The organism is Enterobacter sp. 3U4 (assembly GCF_057224565.1).
Map to the genome: position 1 here is coordinate 2,781,464 of NZ_CP136665.1, position 15,734 is coordinate 2,797,197.

At 59.7% G+C, this 15,734-nt stretch carries 14 protein-coding genes; 6 read left to right on the plus strand and 8 right to left on the minus strand.

What is annotated here, in order from left to right; translation table 11 throughout:
* Positions 1-795: an AraC family transcriptional regulator gene (locus tag RVY89_RS13325; protein ID WP_484825581.1), complete on the plus strand. Its 795-nt coding sequence runs from the start codon at positions 1-3 to the stop codon at positions 793-795.
* On the opposite strand, the gene RVY89_RS13330 is transcribed toward RVY89_RS13325, so the two are convergent.
* Positions 792-1,682, minus strand: coding sequence for an oxidoreductase (locus tag RVY89_RS13330; protein WP_484825582.1), 891 nt, complete (start codon positions 1,680-1,682; stop codon positions 792-794). The two genes, RVY89_RS13325 and RVY89_RS13330, sit on opposite strands and share 4 nt — an antisense overlap.
* A gap of 105 nt (positions 1,683-1,787) precedes the next feature.
* Here RVY89_RS13330 and RVY89_RS13335 point away from each other — a divergent pair, with 105 nt between their 5' ends.
* On the plus strand, positions 1,788-2,909 hold the full coding sequence (locus tag RVY89_RS13335; RefSeq protein WP_484825583.1) for a YbdK family carboxylate-amine ligase: 1,122 nt from the start codon (positions 1,788-1,790) through the stop codon (positions 2,907-2,909).
* On the opposite strand, the gene RVY89_RS13340 is transcribed toward RVY89_RS13335, so the two are convergent.
* The 3 genes from RVY89_RS13340 to RVY89_RS13350 form a co-directional block, all read right to left on the minus strand.
* Positions 2,860-5,994 carry an efflux RND transporter permease subunit gene (locus RVY89_RS13340; protein WP_484825584.1) on the minus strand — a complete coding sequence of 1,045 codons (3,135 nt, stop codon included), beginning with the start codon at positions 5,992-5,994 and terminating at the stop codon, positions 2,860-2,862. The genes RVY89_RS13335 and RVY89_RS13340 overlap by 50 nt on opposite strands.
* A 9-nt stretch (positions 5,995-6,003) precedes the next feature.
* Positions 6,004-7,068, minus strand: a complete 1,065-nt coding sequence (locus RVY89_RS13345) for an efflux RND transporter periplasmic adaptor subunit (RefSeq protein ID WP_484825585.1) — start codon at positions 7,066-7,068, stop codon at positions 6,004-6,006.
* Positions 7,069-7,191: 123 nt separating this feature from the next.
* Positions 7,192-9,900, minus strand: coding sequence for a cation-transporting P-type ATPase (locus tag RVY89_RS13350; protein ID WP_484825586.1), 2,709 nt, complete (start codon positions 9,898-9,900; stop codon positions 7,192-7,194).
* 479 nt (positions 9,901-10,379) lie between these two features.
* On the opposite strand from RVY89_RS13350, the gene RVY89_RS13355 reads away from it, so the two are divergent.
* Entirely contained in the window at positions 10,380-10,628 is a 249-nt protein-coding gene (locus RVY89_RS13355; protein ID WP_484825587.1) for a DUF1158 domain-containing protein, read from the plus strand.
* A gap of 54 nt (positions 10,629-10,682) precedes the next feature.
* Here the strand turns inward: RVY89_RS13355 and RVY89_RS13360 are convergent, their stop codons facing one another.
* Together RVY89_RS13360 and RVY89_RS13365 are read right to left on the minus strand one after the other, a co-directional pair.
* Complete coding sequence (locus tag RVY89_RS13360) at positions 10,683-11,024, minus strand: RamA family antibiotic efflux transcriptional regulator (RefSeq protein ID WP_010428317.1); 342 nt, start codon at positions 11,022-11,024, stop codon at positions 10,683-10,685.
* 32 nt (positions 11,025-11,056) lie between these two features.
* Complete coding sequence (locus RVY89_RS13365) at positions 11,057-12,160, minus strand: MBL fold metallo-hydrolase (protein ID WP_484825588.1); 1,104 nt, start codon at positions 12,158-12,160, stop codon at positions 11,057-11,059.
* Between the two features lie 190 nt (positions 12,161-12,350).
* Between RVY89_RS13365 and RVY89_RS13370 the strand changes: the two genes are divergently transcribed.
* The 3 genes from RVY89_RS13370 to nfsB all read left to right on the plus strand — a co-directional run bounded on the left by RVY89_RS13370 (position 12,351) and on the right by nfsB (position 14,073).
* A complete protein-coding gene (locus RVY89_RS13370) occupies positions 12,351-12,941 on the plus strand; it encodes a TetR/AcrR family transcriptional regulator (RefSeq protein ID WP_484825589.1) in 591 nt (196 codons plus the stop codon).
* Complete coding sequence (locus RVY89_RS13375) at positions 12,931-13,299, plus strand: MmcQ/YjbR family DNA-binding protein (protein ID WP_111967331.1); 369 nt, start codon at positions 12,931-12,933, stop codon at positions 13,297-13,299. The genes RVY89_RS13370 and RVY89_RS13375 overlap by 11 nt, the downstream gene beginning before the upstream one ends.
* 120 nt (positions 13,300-13,419) lie before the next feature.
* Entirely contained in the window at positions 13,420-14,073 is a 654-nt protein-coding gene (nfsB, locus tag RVY89_RS13380) for an oxygen-insensitive NAD(P)H nitroreductase (protein ID WP_371898814.1), read from the plus strand.
* A 27-nt stretch (positions 14,074-14,100) separates the two neighbouring features.
* On the opposite strand, the gene RVY89_RS13385 is transcribed toward nfsB, so the two are convergent.
* Positions 14,101-14,703, minus strand: coding sequence for a hypothetical protein (locus tag RVY89_RS13385; protein ID WP_484825590.1), 603 nt, complete (start codon positions 14,701-14,703; stop codon positions 14,101-14,103).
* Positions 14,704-14,855: 152 nt separating this feature from the next.
* Complete coding sequence (locus tag RVY89_RS13390; protein WP_484825591.1) at positions 14,856-15,725, minus strand: helix-turn-helix transcriptional regulator; 870 nt, start codon at positions 15,723-15,725, stop codon at positions 14,856-14,858.
* Between the last annotated feature and the right edge of the window lie 9 nt (positions 15,726-15,734).

The following is a 15,734-nucleotide window of genomic DNA, read 5'->3' on the forward strand; positions in this document are numbered from 1 at the left end:
GTGAAGCCTCAATCTGCTACTACGCTGTATGACCCTGACTCTACCGACTCTCCTGCCGTGGCGCGTCATCTGGACTTCGTGGACTACGCGGCGGAAGTGCCGGTGCATAGCCACCGGAAAGGACAGCTGATTATTGCCCGGTACGGAGCGGTCAGCTGTTACGCGGAAAATGACATCTGGATCGTGCCGCCGGACTGCGCCGTCTGGATCCCCGGCGGGATCCCGCATAGCGCCAAAGCGACCTGGAACGCGCATCTGAACTATCTGTTTATTGAGCCTGGTGCGGCAGTGCTGCCGGAGAGGTGCTGCACGCTGGCGATCTCGCCGCTGATTAAGGAGCTGGTCGATCGCCTAACCCGTGAGGGCGTGGATTATCCCCCTGACGGCCACGTTGCCAGGCTAATCAGGGTCACGCTGGATGAGCTCGCCAGCATGCCGCAGCAGAAGCTCAGCCTGCCGGTTTCAACCGACCCTAAAATTCGCGCTATGGCCGACGCGCTGGTCAGCCGCCCTGAGGACCGAAGCACCTTGAAGGAGTGGGCGAAACGGCTTGCCCTCAGCGAGCGCTCGTTTGCACGCCTGATGCAGCGCGAGACCGGGCTGAGCTTCGGACGATGGCGCCAGCAGCTGCATTTAATTATTGCCCTGCGGGAGCTGGCAAGCGGCGTGCCCGTCCAGAACGTGGCGACAACGCTCGGGTATGAATCCGTGAACGCGTTTATCACCATGTTCAGAAAAGCGATGGGCAGCACGCCCGCCCATTACTTTGCCGAACGAAAAAACAGCGGCCGTTAACCCGGCCCCTCGCTCCCCGCCGCCAGCAGCGGCACCACCACGTCGCTGATGGGCACCGCAATGCCGTGTTTGCGGCCGTAGCGCTGGATGACGCCGTTGCGGATATCCCACTCCATCGGGCGATCCGCCTGACGGTCTGCGAGAATCGACGTCCCCAAATCCACTGGCGCGCGCTGGAAGTTCGCCAGAATTTCCTGCGCAACGTCATCGGCCAGCTTCGCCCCTTCGGCACGGGCGACGGCCAGCCCTTCGCGCAGGTAGGCCAGCGAAAGTTCGCTGACATCCTCGCGCCTGAACATCCCGGCGCGGCGGTTGGCCAGCACCATCAGACCGGCGACCGCATTTTGCAGCAGCTTACGCCAGGCGACGGTGGAGAAATCCGTCGAGAGTTCAACCCCACAGCGCGTACCGCGAAGCGCCTCCACTACCCGCTGCGCCTGCGGCACGTCCGGCAGCGTCAGGCGCGGTTTGGCGCGCAGCCAGACGGAGGCATCCGGCTCGCGCTGCGCCGGGAACCAGACCACCGACGGCAGCACAGTCGCACCGCTGACCAAAGGCTCAAGCTGAGCCTTCTGTTCCACGCCGTTTTGCAGGGCGCAGACCACCGTATTTTCATCGCACAGCGCGCGCAGCCAACCGGCGCTGTCGGCATTTTGCGTCGTTTTCACCGCGATAAACACGAGGTCAACGGGGCGCGTAATGGCCGTCGGATCGGTTAATACCGGGCCGGGCACCACCGTTTCACCCTCATCGTGACGCAGGCGTAACTCCGCGTGTGCGGTCCGTCCGCAGAGCAGCGGCGTGCGGCCAGCGTCATGCAGGACCGCGGCAATGGTGGTACCAATTGCACCGGGACCAATGAGCGCAACGGTTGGATAGTCAGACATGATTCACTCCCCTTTTGCTAAGCCTGCTATCAGTTATACCACCCTGAGACGAGCGCGCCACACCCGTTGTCTATACTCAACACTCTACAGACAACGGAGTGCGCCATGCCTTTACCCGATTTCAAATCCTCTGAACCGTTCACCCTTGGCATCGAGCTCGAACTGCAGGTGGTTAACCCGCCGGGGTACGATCTCAGCCAGGACTCCTCCGCGCTCATCGCCGCCGTCAAAGACGACATCAAAGGCGGTGAAGTCAAACACGACATCACCGAAAGCATGCTCGAAATCGCCACCGGCGTGTGTGAGACCATCGACCAGGCGGCGGCGCAGTTCTCTGTGATGCAGCAGAGCATCCTGCGCGCCGCGGCGGAGCAGCACATTCAGATCTGCGGCGGCGGGACGCATCCGTTCCAGAAATGGCAGCGTCAGGAGGTGTGCGACGACGAGCGCTATAACGTCACGCTGGAGCGCTTTGGCTATCTGATTTTGCAGGCGACGGTGTTCGGTCAGCACGTTCACGTCGGCTGCCGGACCGGGGATGACGCCATTTACCTCCTGCACGGCCTGTCGCGCTTTGTGCCGCACTTTATTGCCCTGGCGGCCGCTTCGCCGTACATGCAGGGCACCGACACAAAGTTCTCCTCGTCGCGGCTCAATATCTTCTCCGGGTTCCCGGATAACGGGCAGATGCCGTGGGTTAACAGCTGGCAGGAGTTCGAAGGGCTGTTCCGCCGCCTGAGTTCAACCAGCATGATCGACAGCATCAAGGATCTGCACTGGGATATTCGCCCCAGCCCGCATTTTGGCACCGTGGAGGTGCGGGTGATGGATACGCCGCTGACGCTCGGCCACGCGATTAACATCGCCGGGCTGATTCAGGCAACGTCGCACTGGCTGCTGACCACGCGTCCCTATAAACATCAGGAACGGGATTTTCTGCTCTACCGTTTTAACCGTTTTCAGGCGTGTCGCTACGGGCTGGAGGGGATCCTGACGGACGTGCAGACCGGCGAGCAACGAACCGTGGCGGAAGACATTGCCTGGCTGCTGGAGCAGGTGGCGCCGTCTGCCGATAAGCTCGGTGCCACAAGCGCAATCAATGAAGTTGCCCTGCTGTTAAAGCAGGGCAAGAGCGAGGCGCAGCGCATGCGGGACTTTATCGCCGACGGCGGCTCGCTTATTTCTCTGGTGCAGAAGCACTGCGAGCTGTGGGCGACGAGTCCGTAAGGCCGTGGCCCCACTCGCGCAGGCGCTGGAACAGCACGAATAGCGCGGGGATGAACAGAATCCCCACCACGGTCGCCACCAGCATACCGCTGAAGACCGTGGTGCCGATGATGCGGCGGCTCTGGGCTCCTGCGCCGGTCGCCAGCATCATCGGCAGAACGCCGATAATGAACGACACGGCGGTCATCATCACCGCGCGGAAGCGGCGCGAGGCCCCTTCCCGCGCGGCATCAACAATCGCCATTCCGTCCATCCGCCGCGCGCGGGCAAACTCCACGATCAGGATCGCGTTCTTGGCGGCGAGGGCTATCAGTAGCACCAGACCAATCTGCACGTACACGTCGTTGGCGTATCCGGCCATCCACAGCCAGACCAGCGCCCCGCCGATGGCGAACAGCACCGAAAGCATCACGCTCGCCGGGAGCGTCCAGCTCTCGTACTGGGCGACGAGGAACAGCCACGCCATCACTACCGCCGCCAGCACGATCCAGATCGCCTGATTGCCGGTCTGCTGCTCCTGATACGACATTCCGCTCCAGGCGTAGTCGTACCCCGCAGGCAAATTCTCCGCCAAAATCTCGCCCATCGCCGACATCGCCGTGCTGCTGCTCACCCCAGCCGCTGCCGAGCCGCTCACCGACACGGACGGGAACTGGTTGTACTGCTGCAGGAACGGCGCGCCGACGGTCGGCGTGATGGTGACAAGGTTGCTCAGGCGTACCCGCTCGCCGCTGTTGCTGCGCACGAACAGCTCGCTAATCTGCTCGGCGCGCTCGCGCCACTGCATCTCGTTCTGCATCACCACGTGGTAGACGCGGTTGTTGATGCTGAAATCCCCGGCGCGGGTGCCGCCAAAGGCGGTTTGCAGGCTGCTGAAGATGCGCGACACCGGCACGTCGAGGCGCGCGGCGCGCTCGCGGTCAACGGTGAGCGTCAGCTGCGGCACGTTGCTGCTCCAGGTGGTGAACACGCGGCTCAGCTGCGGATGCTGGTTAGCTTTCGCCAGCACCTCGCGAGTGACGCGCTCCAGCTCCGCCGGGCTCTGCCCTGCCTGCGCCTGAATGCGCAGGTCGAAGCCGGAGGCGTTGCCCAGCCCCGGCAGCGTCGGCGGCGCGAAGGTCATGATGGTCGCTTCCGGCAGGGCCAGCAGCTGGCGCTGCAGGGTACCCATCACCTCCTCCAGCGGCGGGCGCTCGCTCCAGTCCTTCAGCATGATGGAGATAAACCCGCCGTTGGAGGCGCTGGTGCCGTTGAGGATGTTAAATCCGGAGACCTGAATCACGTCTTCCACCGCCGGGTTTTTGGCGATTAACTCGCGCGCCGTGGTCATCACCGCTTCGGTGCGCTCCAGCGAGGCCGCTTCCGGCAGCTGGACGCTGGCGAAGAAGTAGCCCTGGTCCTCCTGCGGCAGGAAGCCTTTTGGCATCGACGTAAAGCTGAACAGCACGACTGCCGCTGCGCCTGCGGTGGCCAGCAGCGCCAGCCACGGACGCAGGTTTAAGACATTCACGATGCGGGTGTAGAAACCGCGCGTGGCGTCCAGCCCGCGGTTAAAGGCGCGATAGACTGCCGCCGGTTTCTCCGGGCGTGGACGCAGCAGCATCGCGCACAGGGCGGGCGTCAGGGTCAGCGCCACGAGGCTTGAGAGCGTCACGGCGGTGGAGAGCGTCACCGCGAACTGGCGGTACAGCTCACCGACAATCCCCGGTAAGAGCGCAACCGGCACAAACACCGCCAGCAGCACCAGCGTGGTCGCGATCACCGGCCCGGCAATCTGGCGCAGCGCCAGCGCGGTCGCCGCCGTGCGGCTCTGCCCTTCCGCCATCAGCGTCTCAACGCTCTCCACCACCACGATGGCATCATCCACCACCATGGTCAGCGCCAGAATAATGGCAAACAGGCTGAGGGTGTTGGCGGAGTAGCCCAGCGTGTAGAGCACCGCGAAGGTGCCCACCAGCGACACCGGGATGGCGAGGGCGACAATCAGCGTCGCGCGCCAGCTCTGCAGGAACAGGGAAACGACCACCACCACCGCCAGCATCGTCAGCGCCAGCGAGACGCCGATCTCCTTAATGGTCGCGGCGACGAAGGAGGTGGTGTCGAATTTCACCTCGTAGACGAGGTCATCCGGGAAGCGCGTCGAGAGACGCTCCAGCTCCGCGCGTACCGCATCGGCCACGCGCAGGGCGTTGGCGGACGGCGTCGGATAGATGCCAAGGTAGGCCGAATCGTGGCCGTTCAGCTGCGCGCCGGAGCTGTAGCTGCGCGAGCCGAGTTCGATAGTCGCCACGTCCTTCAGGCGCACCAGCTGGCCCATCTCGCCCGCGCGGATAATGATGTCGGCAAAGTCTTCGGCCTGGCTTAAGCGCCCCAGCCCGTTGATGGTCAGCGTCTGCTGCTGGCCGTTAAACACCGGCGGCGTTCCCACCTGACCCGCCGCGCCCTGCACGTTCTGCTCGCGCAGCGCCTGCGCCACGTCATCGGTGGTGACGTTCAGGGCGTTCATGCGGTCCGGACGCAGCCAGATGCGCATGCTGTAGTCGCGCGCGCCGAACATCTGCACCTGCCCGACGCCGGGCAGACGGGACAGCGCCTCGCGCACCTGGGTGCTGGCGTAGTTGCTGACGAACAGCGGCGTGTGGGTGTTGTTCGGTGAGTAAAGACTTACCCCCATCATCAGGTTGGTGGCACGCTTGCGCACCTGCACGCCGTTTTGCTGCGCCTCGGTTGGGAGCTGCGCCACGGCCTGCGCCACGCGGTTTTGCACGTCGATGGCGGCGAGATCCGGATCGGTGCCCGCCGCAAAGGTAATGTTCAGGCTGTAAGTGCCTTCGTCCGAACTGGTGGACTCCATGTAGAGCATATGATCCACGCCGTTTAGCTGCGTCTCCAGCGGCGTGGCGATGGCCTCCGCCACGTCAGCCGAACTGGCACCTGGCCAGCTGGCAGAGACGTTCACCACCGGCGGCGTGATCTGCGGATACTGCTCCACCGGGATAATCCTCAGCGCAATGGCCCCCAGCAGGGTGATGACCAGCGCAATCACCATCGCGAAGCGCGGGCGTTTGATGAAAAACGTCAGCATGATGGCTCCTTAATTCAGTATCTGGACGGCAGCGCCAGGCTGCACGCGCTGCGCGCCGTCAGTAATCGCTCGCTCACCGGCCTTTACGCCGGAGGTAATCTGGAACTGCTGGCCGATCTGTCCGGCGACCGTCAGCGAACGCATTTCGGCTTTGCCGTCGGCGTTAACCACCCAGGCAAAGAATCCATCGCCGTTCTGCTGTACGGCAGCGGCGGGCAGGGTCAGCACCGGCTGCTCGCTTGCCGGACGCAAAAACACGTTCACATTGCCGCCGGGGAGCAGCTGATGGCGCGGGTTGGCAAACTCGGCGCGCAGCATCACGCTGGCGGTACGCGGGTCAATGCGGTTATCCACTGACGTCAGCTCGCCGCTGACGCGCTGGCCGTTGCTGTCGATCAGCGCCTGCCAGGCACGCTTCATGGCGTTAATATCCGCATGCTGTCCGGCTTTGGCGGCAAATGCCCCCTCTTCCAGCGCAAAGGCGATGCGGATCGGGTCAAGCTGCACCACCTCCACCAAAACGCCGCTCGCCGGGTTGACCAGGCTCCCCACGTGGAAGCTGCTGTGCCCCACGCGGCCGTCAATCGGCGAGGTGATGCGGGTGTAGCTCAGGGTGACGCTGCGGGCTTCAAGCCGGGCTTTCGCCTGCTCCAGCGCGGCACTGGCGACGTCTCGCTGCATGCGGGCGTTGTCCACGTCGTGACGGCTGATGGCGTTGCTGTTGCCGAGACTTTCAAAGCGGGAAAGCTGCTGCTGCGCCTGGCGCAGCGTGGCTTCGGCGCTTTTCACCTCGGCCTGCGCCAGGCGCAGGGCGGCGCGCGGCTCGGCGTCGTCCAGTTCAAACAGCACGTCGCCTTTTTTCACGTACTGCCCGTCACGGAAGTGGATTTTGGCGATCGTGCCCTCCGTGCGTGCGCGTAGCTCAACGGTGTGAATGGCTTCGATGCGGCCCGGGATCTGGCGCTCGGCGGCGTGGGCGGTTTGCTCCACGGTGGCGACGCGAACGGGAATGGCGGCGGCGAAGACGGGTTGCAGGGTACTGACAAGAAGTGCAAACAGGACCGGGAATTTCATGGGAGTACCTCAGCGTTGTTTCTCCCCTCACCCCGGCCCTCTCCCCAAAGGGGCGAGGGTGTTCACATTCCCTCTCCCCTTAGGGGAGAGGGTTAGGGTGAGGGGTGTGGGGTAAGGTTTTCGTTATGCAGCCTTACGGAACCTGCGGGTCAGTCGCTTCTCGATTTCGACGACGAAGAACATCACGCCTGCAACGGCCAGGGTCACAAACCAGTAGCGCAGCGGCAGGGCTTCAGTGCCAAACAGCATCTGCATAAACGGCAGGTAAATAATCGCCGCCTGGAGCAGGAACAGCACGCCCGTCACCAGCCAGATCCCTTTGTTCGCCAGCAGGCCACGGTTCAGGGAGAACCCTTCGGTGTTGCGGCAGTTAATCATGTACACCCACTGGGCGCAGACCAGCATCTGCAGCAGCACGGTGCGGATGAACTCCGCGCTGTGGCCGCGCGGGGCCAGCCAGGCTTCCAGCGCAAAGGCGGCGATGGCAATCATGGTGCCGACGAAGGCCACGCGCCAGACGGCGTAGGCGTCCATCACGTGCTGCCCGGTCTGACGCGGCGGACGGCGCATGATGTTGCGCTCGGCGGCCTCAAAGGCCAGGCCGAAGGAGAGCGTGGCCGAGGTCGCCATGTTCATCCACAGAATCAGCACCGGCGTCAGCGGAATGATGTTCCCCGCCAGCAGCGCAATCACAATCAGCAGCCCCTGCGCCAGGTTAGTCGGCATGATGAACAGGATGGTCTTCTTCAGGTTGTCGTAAACGCGACGCCCCTCTTTCACCGCGCTGGCGATGGTGGCGAAGTTATCGTCCGTCAGGACCATATCCGCCGCCTCTTTGGTCACTTCCGTGCCCTTAATGCCCATCGCAATGCCCACGTCCGCCTGACGCAGCGCCGGGGCATCGTTCACGCCGTCACCGGTCATGCCCACGATTTCGCCTTTGTCCTGCAGCGCTTTCACCAGGCGCAGCTTATGCTCCGGGCTGGTACGGGCGAAGATGTCATACTTCACCGCGGCTTCCGCCAGTGCGGCGTCGTCCATCTTCTCCAGCTCATAGCCGGTGACCGCCTGCTCGCTGTTGGTGATCCCCAGCATCTGGCCGATGCTCATCGCCGTCTGCGGGTGATCGCCGGTGATCATCTTCACGCGGATCCCCGCCTGCTGGCAGGCGTTAATCGCGTCAATGGCTTCCGGGCGCGGCGGATCCATCATCCCGGCGATGCCGAGGAAGATCAGACCGTGGCTCAGGTCGTCGTGCGTCAGCTCCTGCTCGCCGTTCGCCGGCTTGAATGCCGCGGCAACCATGCGCAGCCCCTGACGCGCATAGCGCTCCATTTCGGTTTCCCAGTACGCGCGGTTGAAGGCTTCCGCACCGTTGCGGGTCTGCTGCTGCGCGCACAGGGCGAAAATGACGTCCGGCGCGCCGGTGATCAAAATCTGCTCCTCACCGCCAATCTGGTAGTGGGTGCTCATGTACTTGTACTGCGAGTCGAACGGGATCTTATTCACCAGCGTGGTCATCACCGGCTCAAGGCTGGCCTTCGCCGCCAGCACCTTCAGCGCGCCCTCGGTCGGCCCACCGGTAATGCCCCACAGGCCGCGCTCATCCTGAATCAGCTGACTGTCGTTACACAGGTCGATGGTGCGCAGGTACTGCTCCAGCACGGTGCCCGGCTGGATCTGCACCGGCTCGTCGCTGCCTTCCAGGGAGATGTTGCCTACCGGCTCGTAGCTGTTGCCGTCCACGCGGTAGCAAGCGTCGGCGGTGATGATGGCTTTAGCCGTCATCTCATTCATGGTCAGGGTGCCGGTTTTATCCGAGCAGACCACGGTCATCGCGCCGAGCGTTTCAACCGTCGGCAGCTTGCGGATAATCGCCCGCTTACGCGCCATCGCCTGCACGCCAAGGGAGAGGATGATGGAGATAATTGCCGGCAGACCTTCCGGTACGGAGGCCACCGCCAGGCTAATCAGGGAGAGCAGCAGCTCGCCCATCGGGATCTCGCGGAACACCAGGCTGAAGACAAACAGCGCGGCCATCATAGCCAGGATAATGGCGAAGATCGCTTTACCCAGCTTGTCCATCTGCACCAGCAGCGGCGTACGGTGCTTCTCGATACCCGCCATCATCTGGTTGATGTGGCCGAGTTCCGTATCCTGACCGGTCGCGGTGACCACGCCGACGCCGCCGCCCGCGCTGACTGTCGTCCCGGAGAAGACCATGTTGGTGCGATCGCCCAGCGGTAATTCGCCGCTCAGCGGATTAACGTGTTTATCCACCACGGTGGATTCACCGGTCAGAATCGCCTCTTCCACGCGTAAATTATGCGCTTCAATTAGACGCATGTCCGCCGGAATACGGTCCCCCGCGCGCAATACAATAATATCGCCCGGGACTATTTCAGTTGTGGGTATAGTTTCGTGGTTGCCGTTACGAATAACACGCGCCTCGCTGGAGAGCATATTACGAATACTCTTCAGGGATTTTTCCGCGTTGCTTTCCTGAATATGACCAATTAAGGCATTGATTACCGCCACGCCCAAAATAACCAGCGTATCAACCCAGTGGCCCATTATTGCCGTTAATACGGCGGCGGCCAGCAGGACATAAATCAGTACATCATTAAAATGGGCTAAGAAACGCAGCCAGGCGGGTTTGCCTTTTTTCTCCGGCAGCGCGTTCGGCCCTGTTTTTTGCAGACGCGCCTGCGCCTCTGCACGATCCAGACCGCTAGCCTGGCTCTGCGCGTGTGCAAGCACCTGCTCTACGGTCTGCTGGTATGCCAACCCGCCGGAAGGCGGCATGTTAGGAGTCAATTTTTTTTCAGTCATCGTATTTTTCCTTCAATTTCCGGTGAACAGAAGCCTGAATTCCTTTCGGGCTTAAATAAATTCATTTTAAAGTCTTGCGGGTAAAATTGATCTACCGCAATATAATGACTTCTCGGTTATTCAAAACTGATTAAAACTATTTCGATAATCTGATTTTTACAAAATATTTCTAAACCAATACTAAACGAGGGGGAACCATGTGGGGTATTTATCGCGGGCGCAGACTGGTGTTATACGTTATCGCGGCCATTGTTATTGCCACGTTAATTGGTTATAGCACCTATACATTTGTAAAATTATTTTCCTGATGCGGACGTTTATTTACATTACGAGATAATAATATAAACGCCGGGTCGTATGTTGTTATTTATTCGCAGTAATAATGTCTTTGTTTTATTCAAAAAGGCCAGCGGGGCTGATATTGCTTTACGTTACAGAATGCCGGACAATGACATTTTTAACTGACGATTAACATTACGATGAAACACCCGCTAGAATCGCTGCTCACCGCAGGCGGCATTTTATTACTGGCCCTGCTTTCGTGCCTGCTGCTCCCGGCGCCTTCGCTTGGGCTGGTGCTGGCGCAGAAGCTGGTTCAGACCTTTCACATGGTCGATCTTAACCAGCTCTATACCATTGTGTTCTGCGTGTGGTTTTTACTGCTCGGGGCGATTGAATTCTTCGTGCTGCGTTTCGTCTGGCGACGCTGGTTTTCACTCGCGTCCTGAGCCCATAAAAAAGCCGGGTGGCGGCTACGCCTTACCCGGCCTACGCGCGACAGGTTAATGTGTCTGGCTATGGTTCTCTTTACGGTACGCTCCCGGCGGCTGGTTGAACGTACGGGTGAAGATACGGGTAAACGTCTGCTGCGAGTCAAACCCGTAACGCAGGCAGATGTCGTACACCCGGGCATCGGATTCTCGCAGATCGCGCGCCGCCAGCAGCAGCTTACGTTCACGGATATAACGCCCCAGACTCTCCCCTTTGTACTGCATAAACAGCCGCTGCAGGTGCCATTTCGAGTAACCCGCGTGACGGGCAATCTCTTCTATTCGTAATGGCTGGTGCAGATTATCGTCGATCCATTCGACGATAGTGTCGATGACTTGAGCGGAAATGGTCATACTGCTGTCCCCCTCTGCTTCTCGCTTAAACATTATTCCCACCACGCACGAAATGTTTGTGCGCTGTCGCTTACCCGGACGGGCTCGCCCAGTTCCGGCGTCAGCAACCGATAATTTTTATCCTTGCTGGCTTTTGCCAGCTGGATCAGCGGATCGTTCCAGGCGTGTTTCGCCAGCACGAAGCGTCCGTTATGTCCGGGCACCACGGCTTTCGCGTTGAGATCCGCCGAGGCCTGCGCCGTTTCCTCCGGCAGCATGTGGATGTACTTCCAGTCCTGGTCGTACTGACCGTTTTCCATGATGGCGACGTCCACTTCGCCAAACTGTTCGCCGATGGCCCTGAAGTGCGGGCCGTAACCGGAATCCCCGCTGTAGTAAACCTTCTGCTCTGGCGTGACGAACATGAAGCTGCCCCACAAGGTGCGATCGCGTTTGATGCCGCGACCGGAGAAGTGACGCGCTGGCAGAACGTGCACCGTCAATTCATCGCTGATGCGTACCGACTGGTTCCAGTCGCGCTCGTCAATAATCTCGGGCTTCATCCCCCAGTAACGCAGGTGGGACCCCACGCCCAGCGGCGTCACTACGCGCTTCACCTTCGGCAGTAACGCCTTGATAGTGGCGTAATCCAGATGATCGTAGTGATCGTGCGAGATAATCAGCAGGTCGATCTCCGGCATGCGTTCCGCGCGCCACGGATACTCGCCGGCAAAGGCCTTATTGAGGAACGAGAACGGCGCGGCATAGTTGCCAAGCACCGGGTCAATCAGGATCCGTTTACCCGCGAGCTGCAGATACCACGAGGAGTGACCAAGCCACACCAGGGTGTCCTGCTCCAGCGGCAGGCTCGCAAGATCGGTTTTCACCAGCGGCAGCGGCTGGGCCGGGCGGGCGTTTTCGGTTTTTTTGGTCAGAAACTCCCACATTGCGACCAGCATATTTTTATCGCCGTTATAACCCGGCGTCGGCAGCGTATTGTGGAATTTCCCCTCGTGATACTGTGGGGAGGCCTCCACTTCAGTGAGTCGTTCACCCTGCGGCGGCTGGCCGAATCCGGCATTCAGAACAAACGGTAAACTCGCGGCTGAAGCAATAATCATGATTAACACCACGCAGATGAAGAGAGGTTTTTTCATATCCTGACCCGAAAACGCGCCCCATCCGATAGCGTGCGCAGGGTAAACTTGATTATGAGTGAGTAAGCACTCATTATAGATATGATGATAAAGTCGTCAAGACGTTTTCGATCTTTGACATTCCGCGTTGCAGCGTGTCAAAGCACGTGTTTCAATCAGGGTTTTTATAATTGACAGGAGGAAAAATTTAGTGGCACGTCCGAAGAGTGAAGATAAAAAACAGGCCTTACTGGAAGCCGCAACGGCGGCATTTGCACAGTCAGGTATTGCCGCCTCAACGGCGCTCATTGCCCGTAAGGCGGGCGTCGCCGAAGGCACCCTGTTCCGCTACTTTGCTACGAAAGACGATCTGCTGAATGCCCTCTATCTTCATCTGAAGCAGGATCTCTGCCAGACCATGCTGGCGAACCTCGATCGCACCATCACGCTACCTAAAGAACATACCCGCAATATCTGGAACAGCTATGTGGACTGGGGTATTCGTAACCCGGTTGCTCATGCGGCGATCCGCCAGATTGGCGTCAGTGAAAAGCTGAGCACCGAAACGGAACAGGCGGTGAAAGAGATGTTTCCGGAGCTGCATGAACTCTGCCGCCGCTCGGTGCGTCAGGTGTTTATGTCTGATGAATTTAAAACGTTTGGCGATGCGCTTTTCTTATCGCTGGCCGAAAGTACGATGGAATTTGCCACCCGCGACCCGTCCCGCGCCGTTGATTTTAAAGCGCTCGGATTTGAGGTGATGTGGCGCGGGCTTGCCCAGGAAGAGAACGATGGACAGTAAAACGTTGCAGGAGCACGCAAAACGCGTTGCGCTGGAGCTGCCGTTCACCGAACACTGCTGGCCGTTCGGGCCGGAGTTTGACGTGTTCAAAGTGGGTGGAAAAATTTTCATGATTGTGGCCGTCGCACACGGGCGGCCGCACGTCAGCCTGAAGTCAGACCCGGAGAAATCTCTCTTAAACCAGCAGATCTACCGCGGGATAGAACCCGGCTACCATCTGAGTAAAAAGCACTGGATTTCCCTTTACGGCACTGACGACGTGACCCCGGAACTGGTTACCGATCTCATCAATGATTCCTGGCATCTGGTGGTGGATAAGCTGCCGAAAAAAGACCAGAAGTGGATCCGGCCGGTCTGATTGTTCGTCTGAGACGAACAGATTAAACGCTCGAATTGCCCTTATCTTTTTCCGCGTGCCGCTGTAATCTGCTCACCTTTCGCGCCCGCACGCGGGCGAATTTGATCATCAGGAGTTGTTATGGATATCATTTCTGTTGCGCTGAAACGCCACTCCACCAAGGCGTTCGACGCAAGCAAAAAACTGACCGCTGAAGAAGCGGAAAAAATCAAAACCCTGCTGCAGTACAGCCCGTCCAGCACCAACTCCCAGCCGTGGCACTTCATTGTGGCCAGCACCGAGGAAGGAAAAGCGCGCGTGGCGAAATCCGCGGCGGGCACCTATGTGTTCAACGAACGCAAAATCCTGGATGCCTCTCACGTGGTGGTGTTCTGCGCGAAAACCGCGATGGACGATGCCTGGCTGGAACGCGTTGTCGATCAGGAAGAAGCCGACGGTCGCTTCAACACCCCGGAAGCCAAAGCCGCGAACCACAAGGGCCGCACCTATTTCGCCGACATGCACCGCGTGGATCTGAAAGATGACGACCAGTGGATGGCGAAGCAGGTTTACCTGAACGTCGGCAACTTCCTGCTGGGCGTTGGCGCAATGGGCCTGGACGCGGTACCGATCGAAGGTTTCGACGCCGCTATTCTCGACGAAGAGTTTGGCCTGAAAGAGAAGGGCTTCACCAGCCTGGTGGTGGTTCCGGTTGGGCATCACAGCGTGGAAGATTTCAACGCCACGCTGCCGAAATCCCGCCTGCCGCTGAGCACGATTGTGACTGAGTGCTAAACAAAACGGGCCGCTCTGTGCGGCCCGTTACGCTTTACTGATGACTAACCTGCGATGCGGATGCACGTCACGATCGTGTCCCCAGGCAAACGCAATCCAGCGTTCTTCCAGTTCGGCATATGAACTCACCGGCGTTAAGTGCCATTCTTCACCTACCGTACCGTCCGCCACGCTTATCTGATAATTCATGCTGAACGCCCAGTCGATCATGCGTAACCAAAACCGCTGTCCATCACCGGTTTGTTCGCTGTCGGAAACCACAATGTCGTATTCGCTCAACACCCACTGGAAGAAGGATTGGGGTAATCCACTGATTACCCGCTGATGGACAGCGCGCGGCGTACGCCACACCATGACCTGTGTCGCAGCCCCGTGGGGAAAGGTAATTTCTTTATGAAACGTCAACTTAACGGCATACGCCGTATAAGGTTTTCCTTCGTCGGTGGTGACAAGGCGATATTCATCGCCGTAGCGCGATTTTAACAGACGATATCCTGCAGGCAGCATAAATCCGGGCAGATGAAAATCCACCGTACCCCGCGCAAGAAACGCTTCAGTATGTTCGACGTTTCGGGAGATAAGGCCTAATTTTTGGCTGAAATCTGCGGAATCAATCATCAGTGGCGACATAGTGGTTGCTCATGGCGAGAGTATAGACGACTTAACACCTCATCGAAATGATGTCGATTCAGTCGACGGGTTTACGTTAAACCCCACCTTACACCTGTCTCATCCACTCAGCAGAATCGGCTCTTACTCCCTGAAAGCCCCTCGCAAAAAAACTACTTCCCCTGCGCCGCCAGCCATTCCATCGCCCGCTCCCCGGCCTCATCCACCGGCAGATACACCAGCAGACGCGACCCGTTTCGCGGCGCGGAGTACCAGTACATCTGCTGCAGCGTAAAATCCCCCAGCTCGGGATGGGTAAACAGCTTGAGCTGGTTCTCCACGCCGCGCACGTCGTTACGCTGGTGCCACAGGTTTTTAAACTCTTCGGACACCGCAAAGAAACGCGCCAGTTTGGCCTCCCACAGCGGGTCCCCCCGGTGTTCAGCCATCGCAGCCCGGAAATAGGAGACAAAAATGGGCAGCACGTCGTCGCGTCTGCCGAGGCGCGCGCGCCACGCCGGATGCGTGAGGAACAGATAAATACAGTTACGATCTTCCGGCGGGATTTCATTGAAATCGACACCCATCAGATGCCCAAAGCTGTCGTTCCACGCCACGATGTCGAAATTGGGTTTCTGAATGCTGGCGGGTTTCGGCATCAGCGTATCCAGCAGGCGTCGGGTGCCTTCGCTGATGCCTTCGCAGCAGACCGCCTGCGGCGCTTCACCCGGCGGCAAACCCGCTAACACAAACAGATGCCGGGCTTCAGTTGGGGTGCATTGCAGCGCTTTTGCCACGGCCGCCATCACCGCGCTGGACGGATTGACGTCCCTGCCCTGCTCAAGCCAGGTGTACCAGGTCACGCCCACGTCAGCGAGCATCGCCACCTCTTCCCGGCGCAGACCCGGCGTGCGGCGACGACCGCTGCGCGGCAAGCCGAGACACTGCGGATCGAGGCTTTCACGTCGGGCGCGTAAAAATGCCCCGAGCTGTTTTCGGGTGTCATCCTGAAGTGAGACGACGGGTTCAGACATCAGCGCCATAATTCCCCC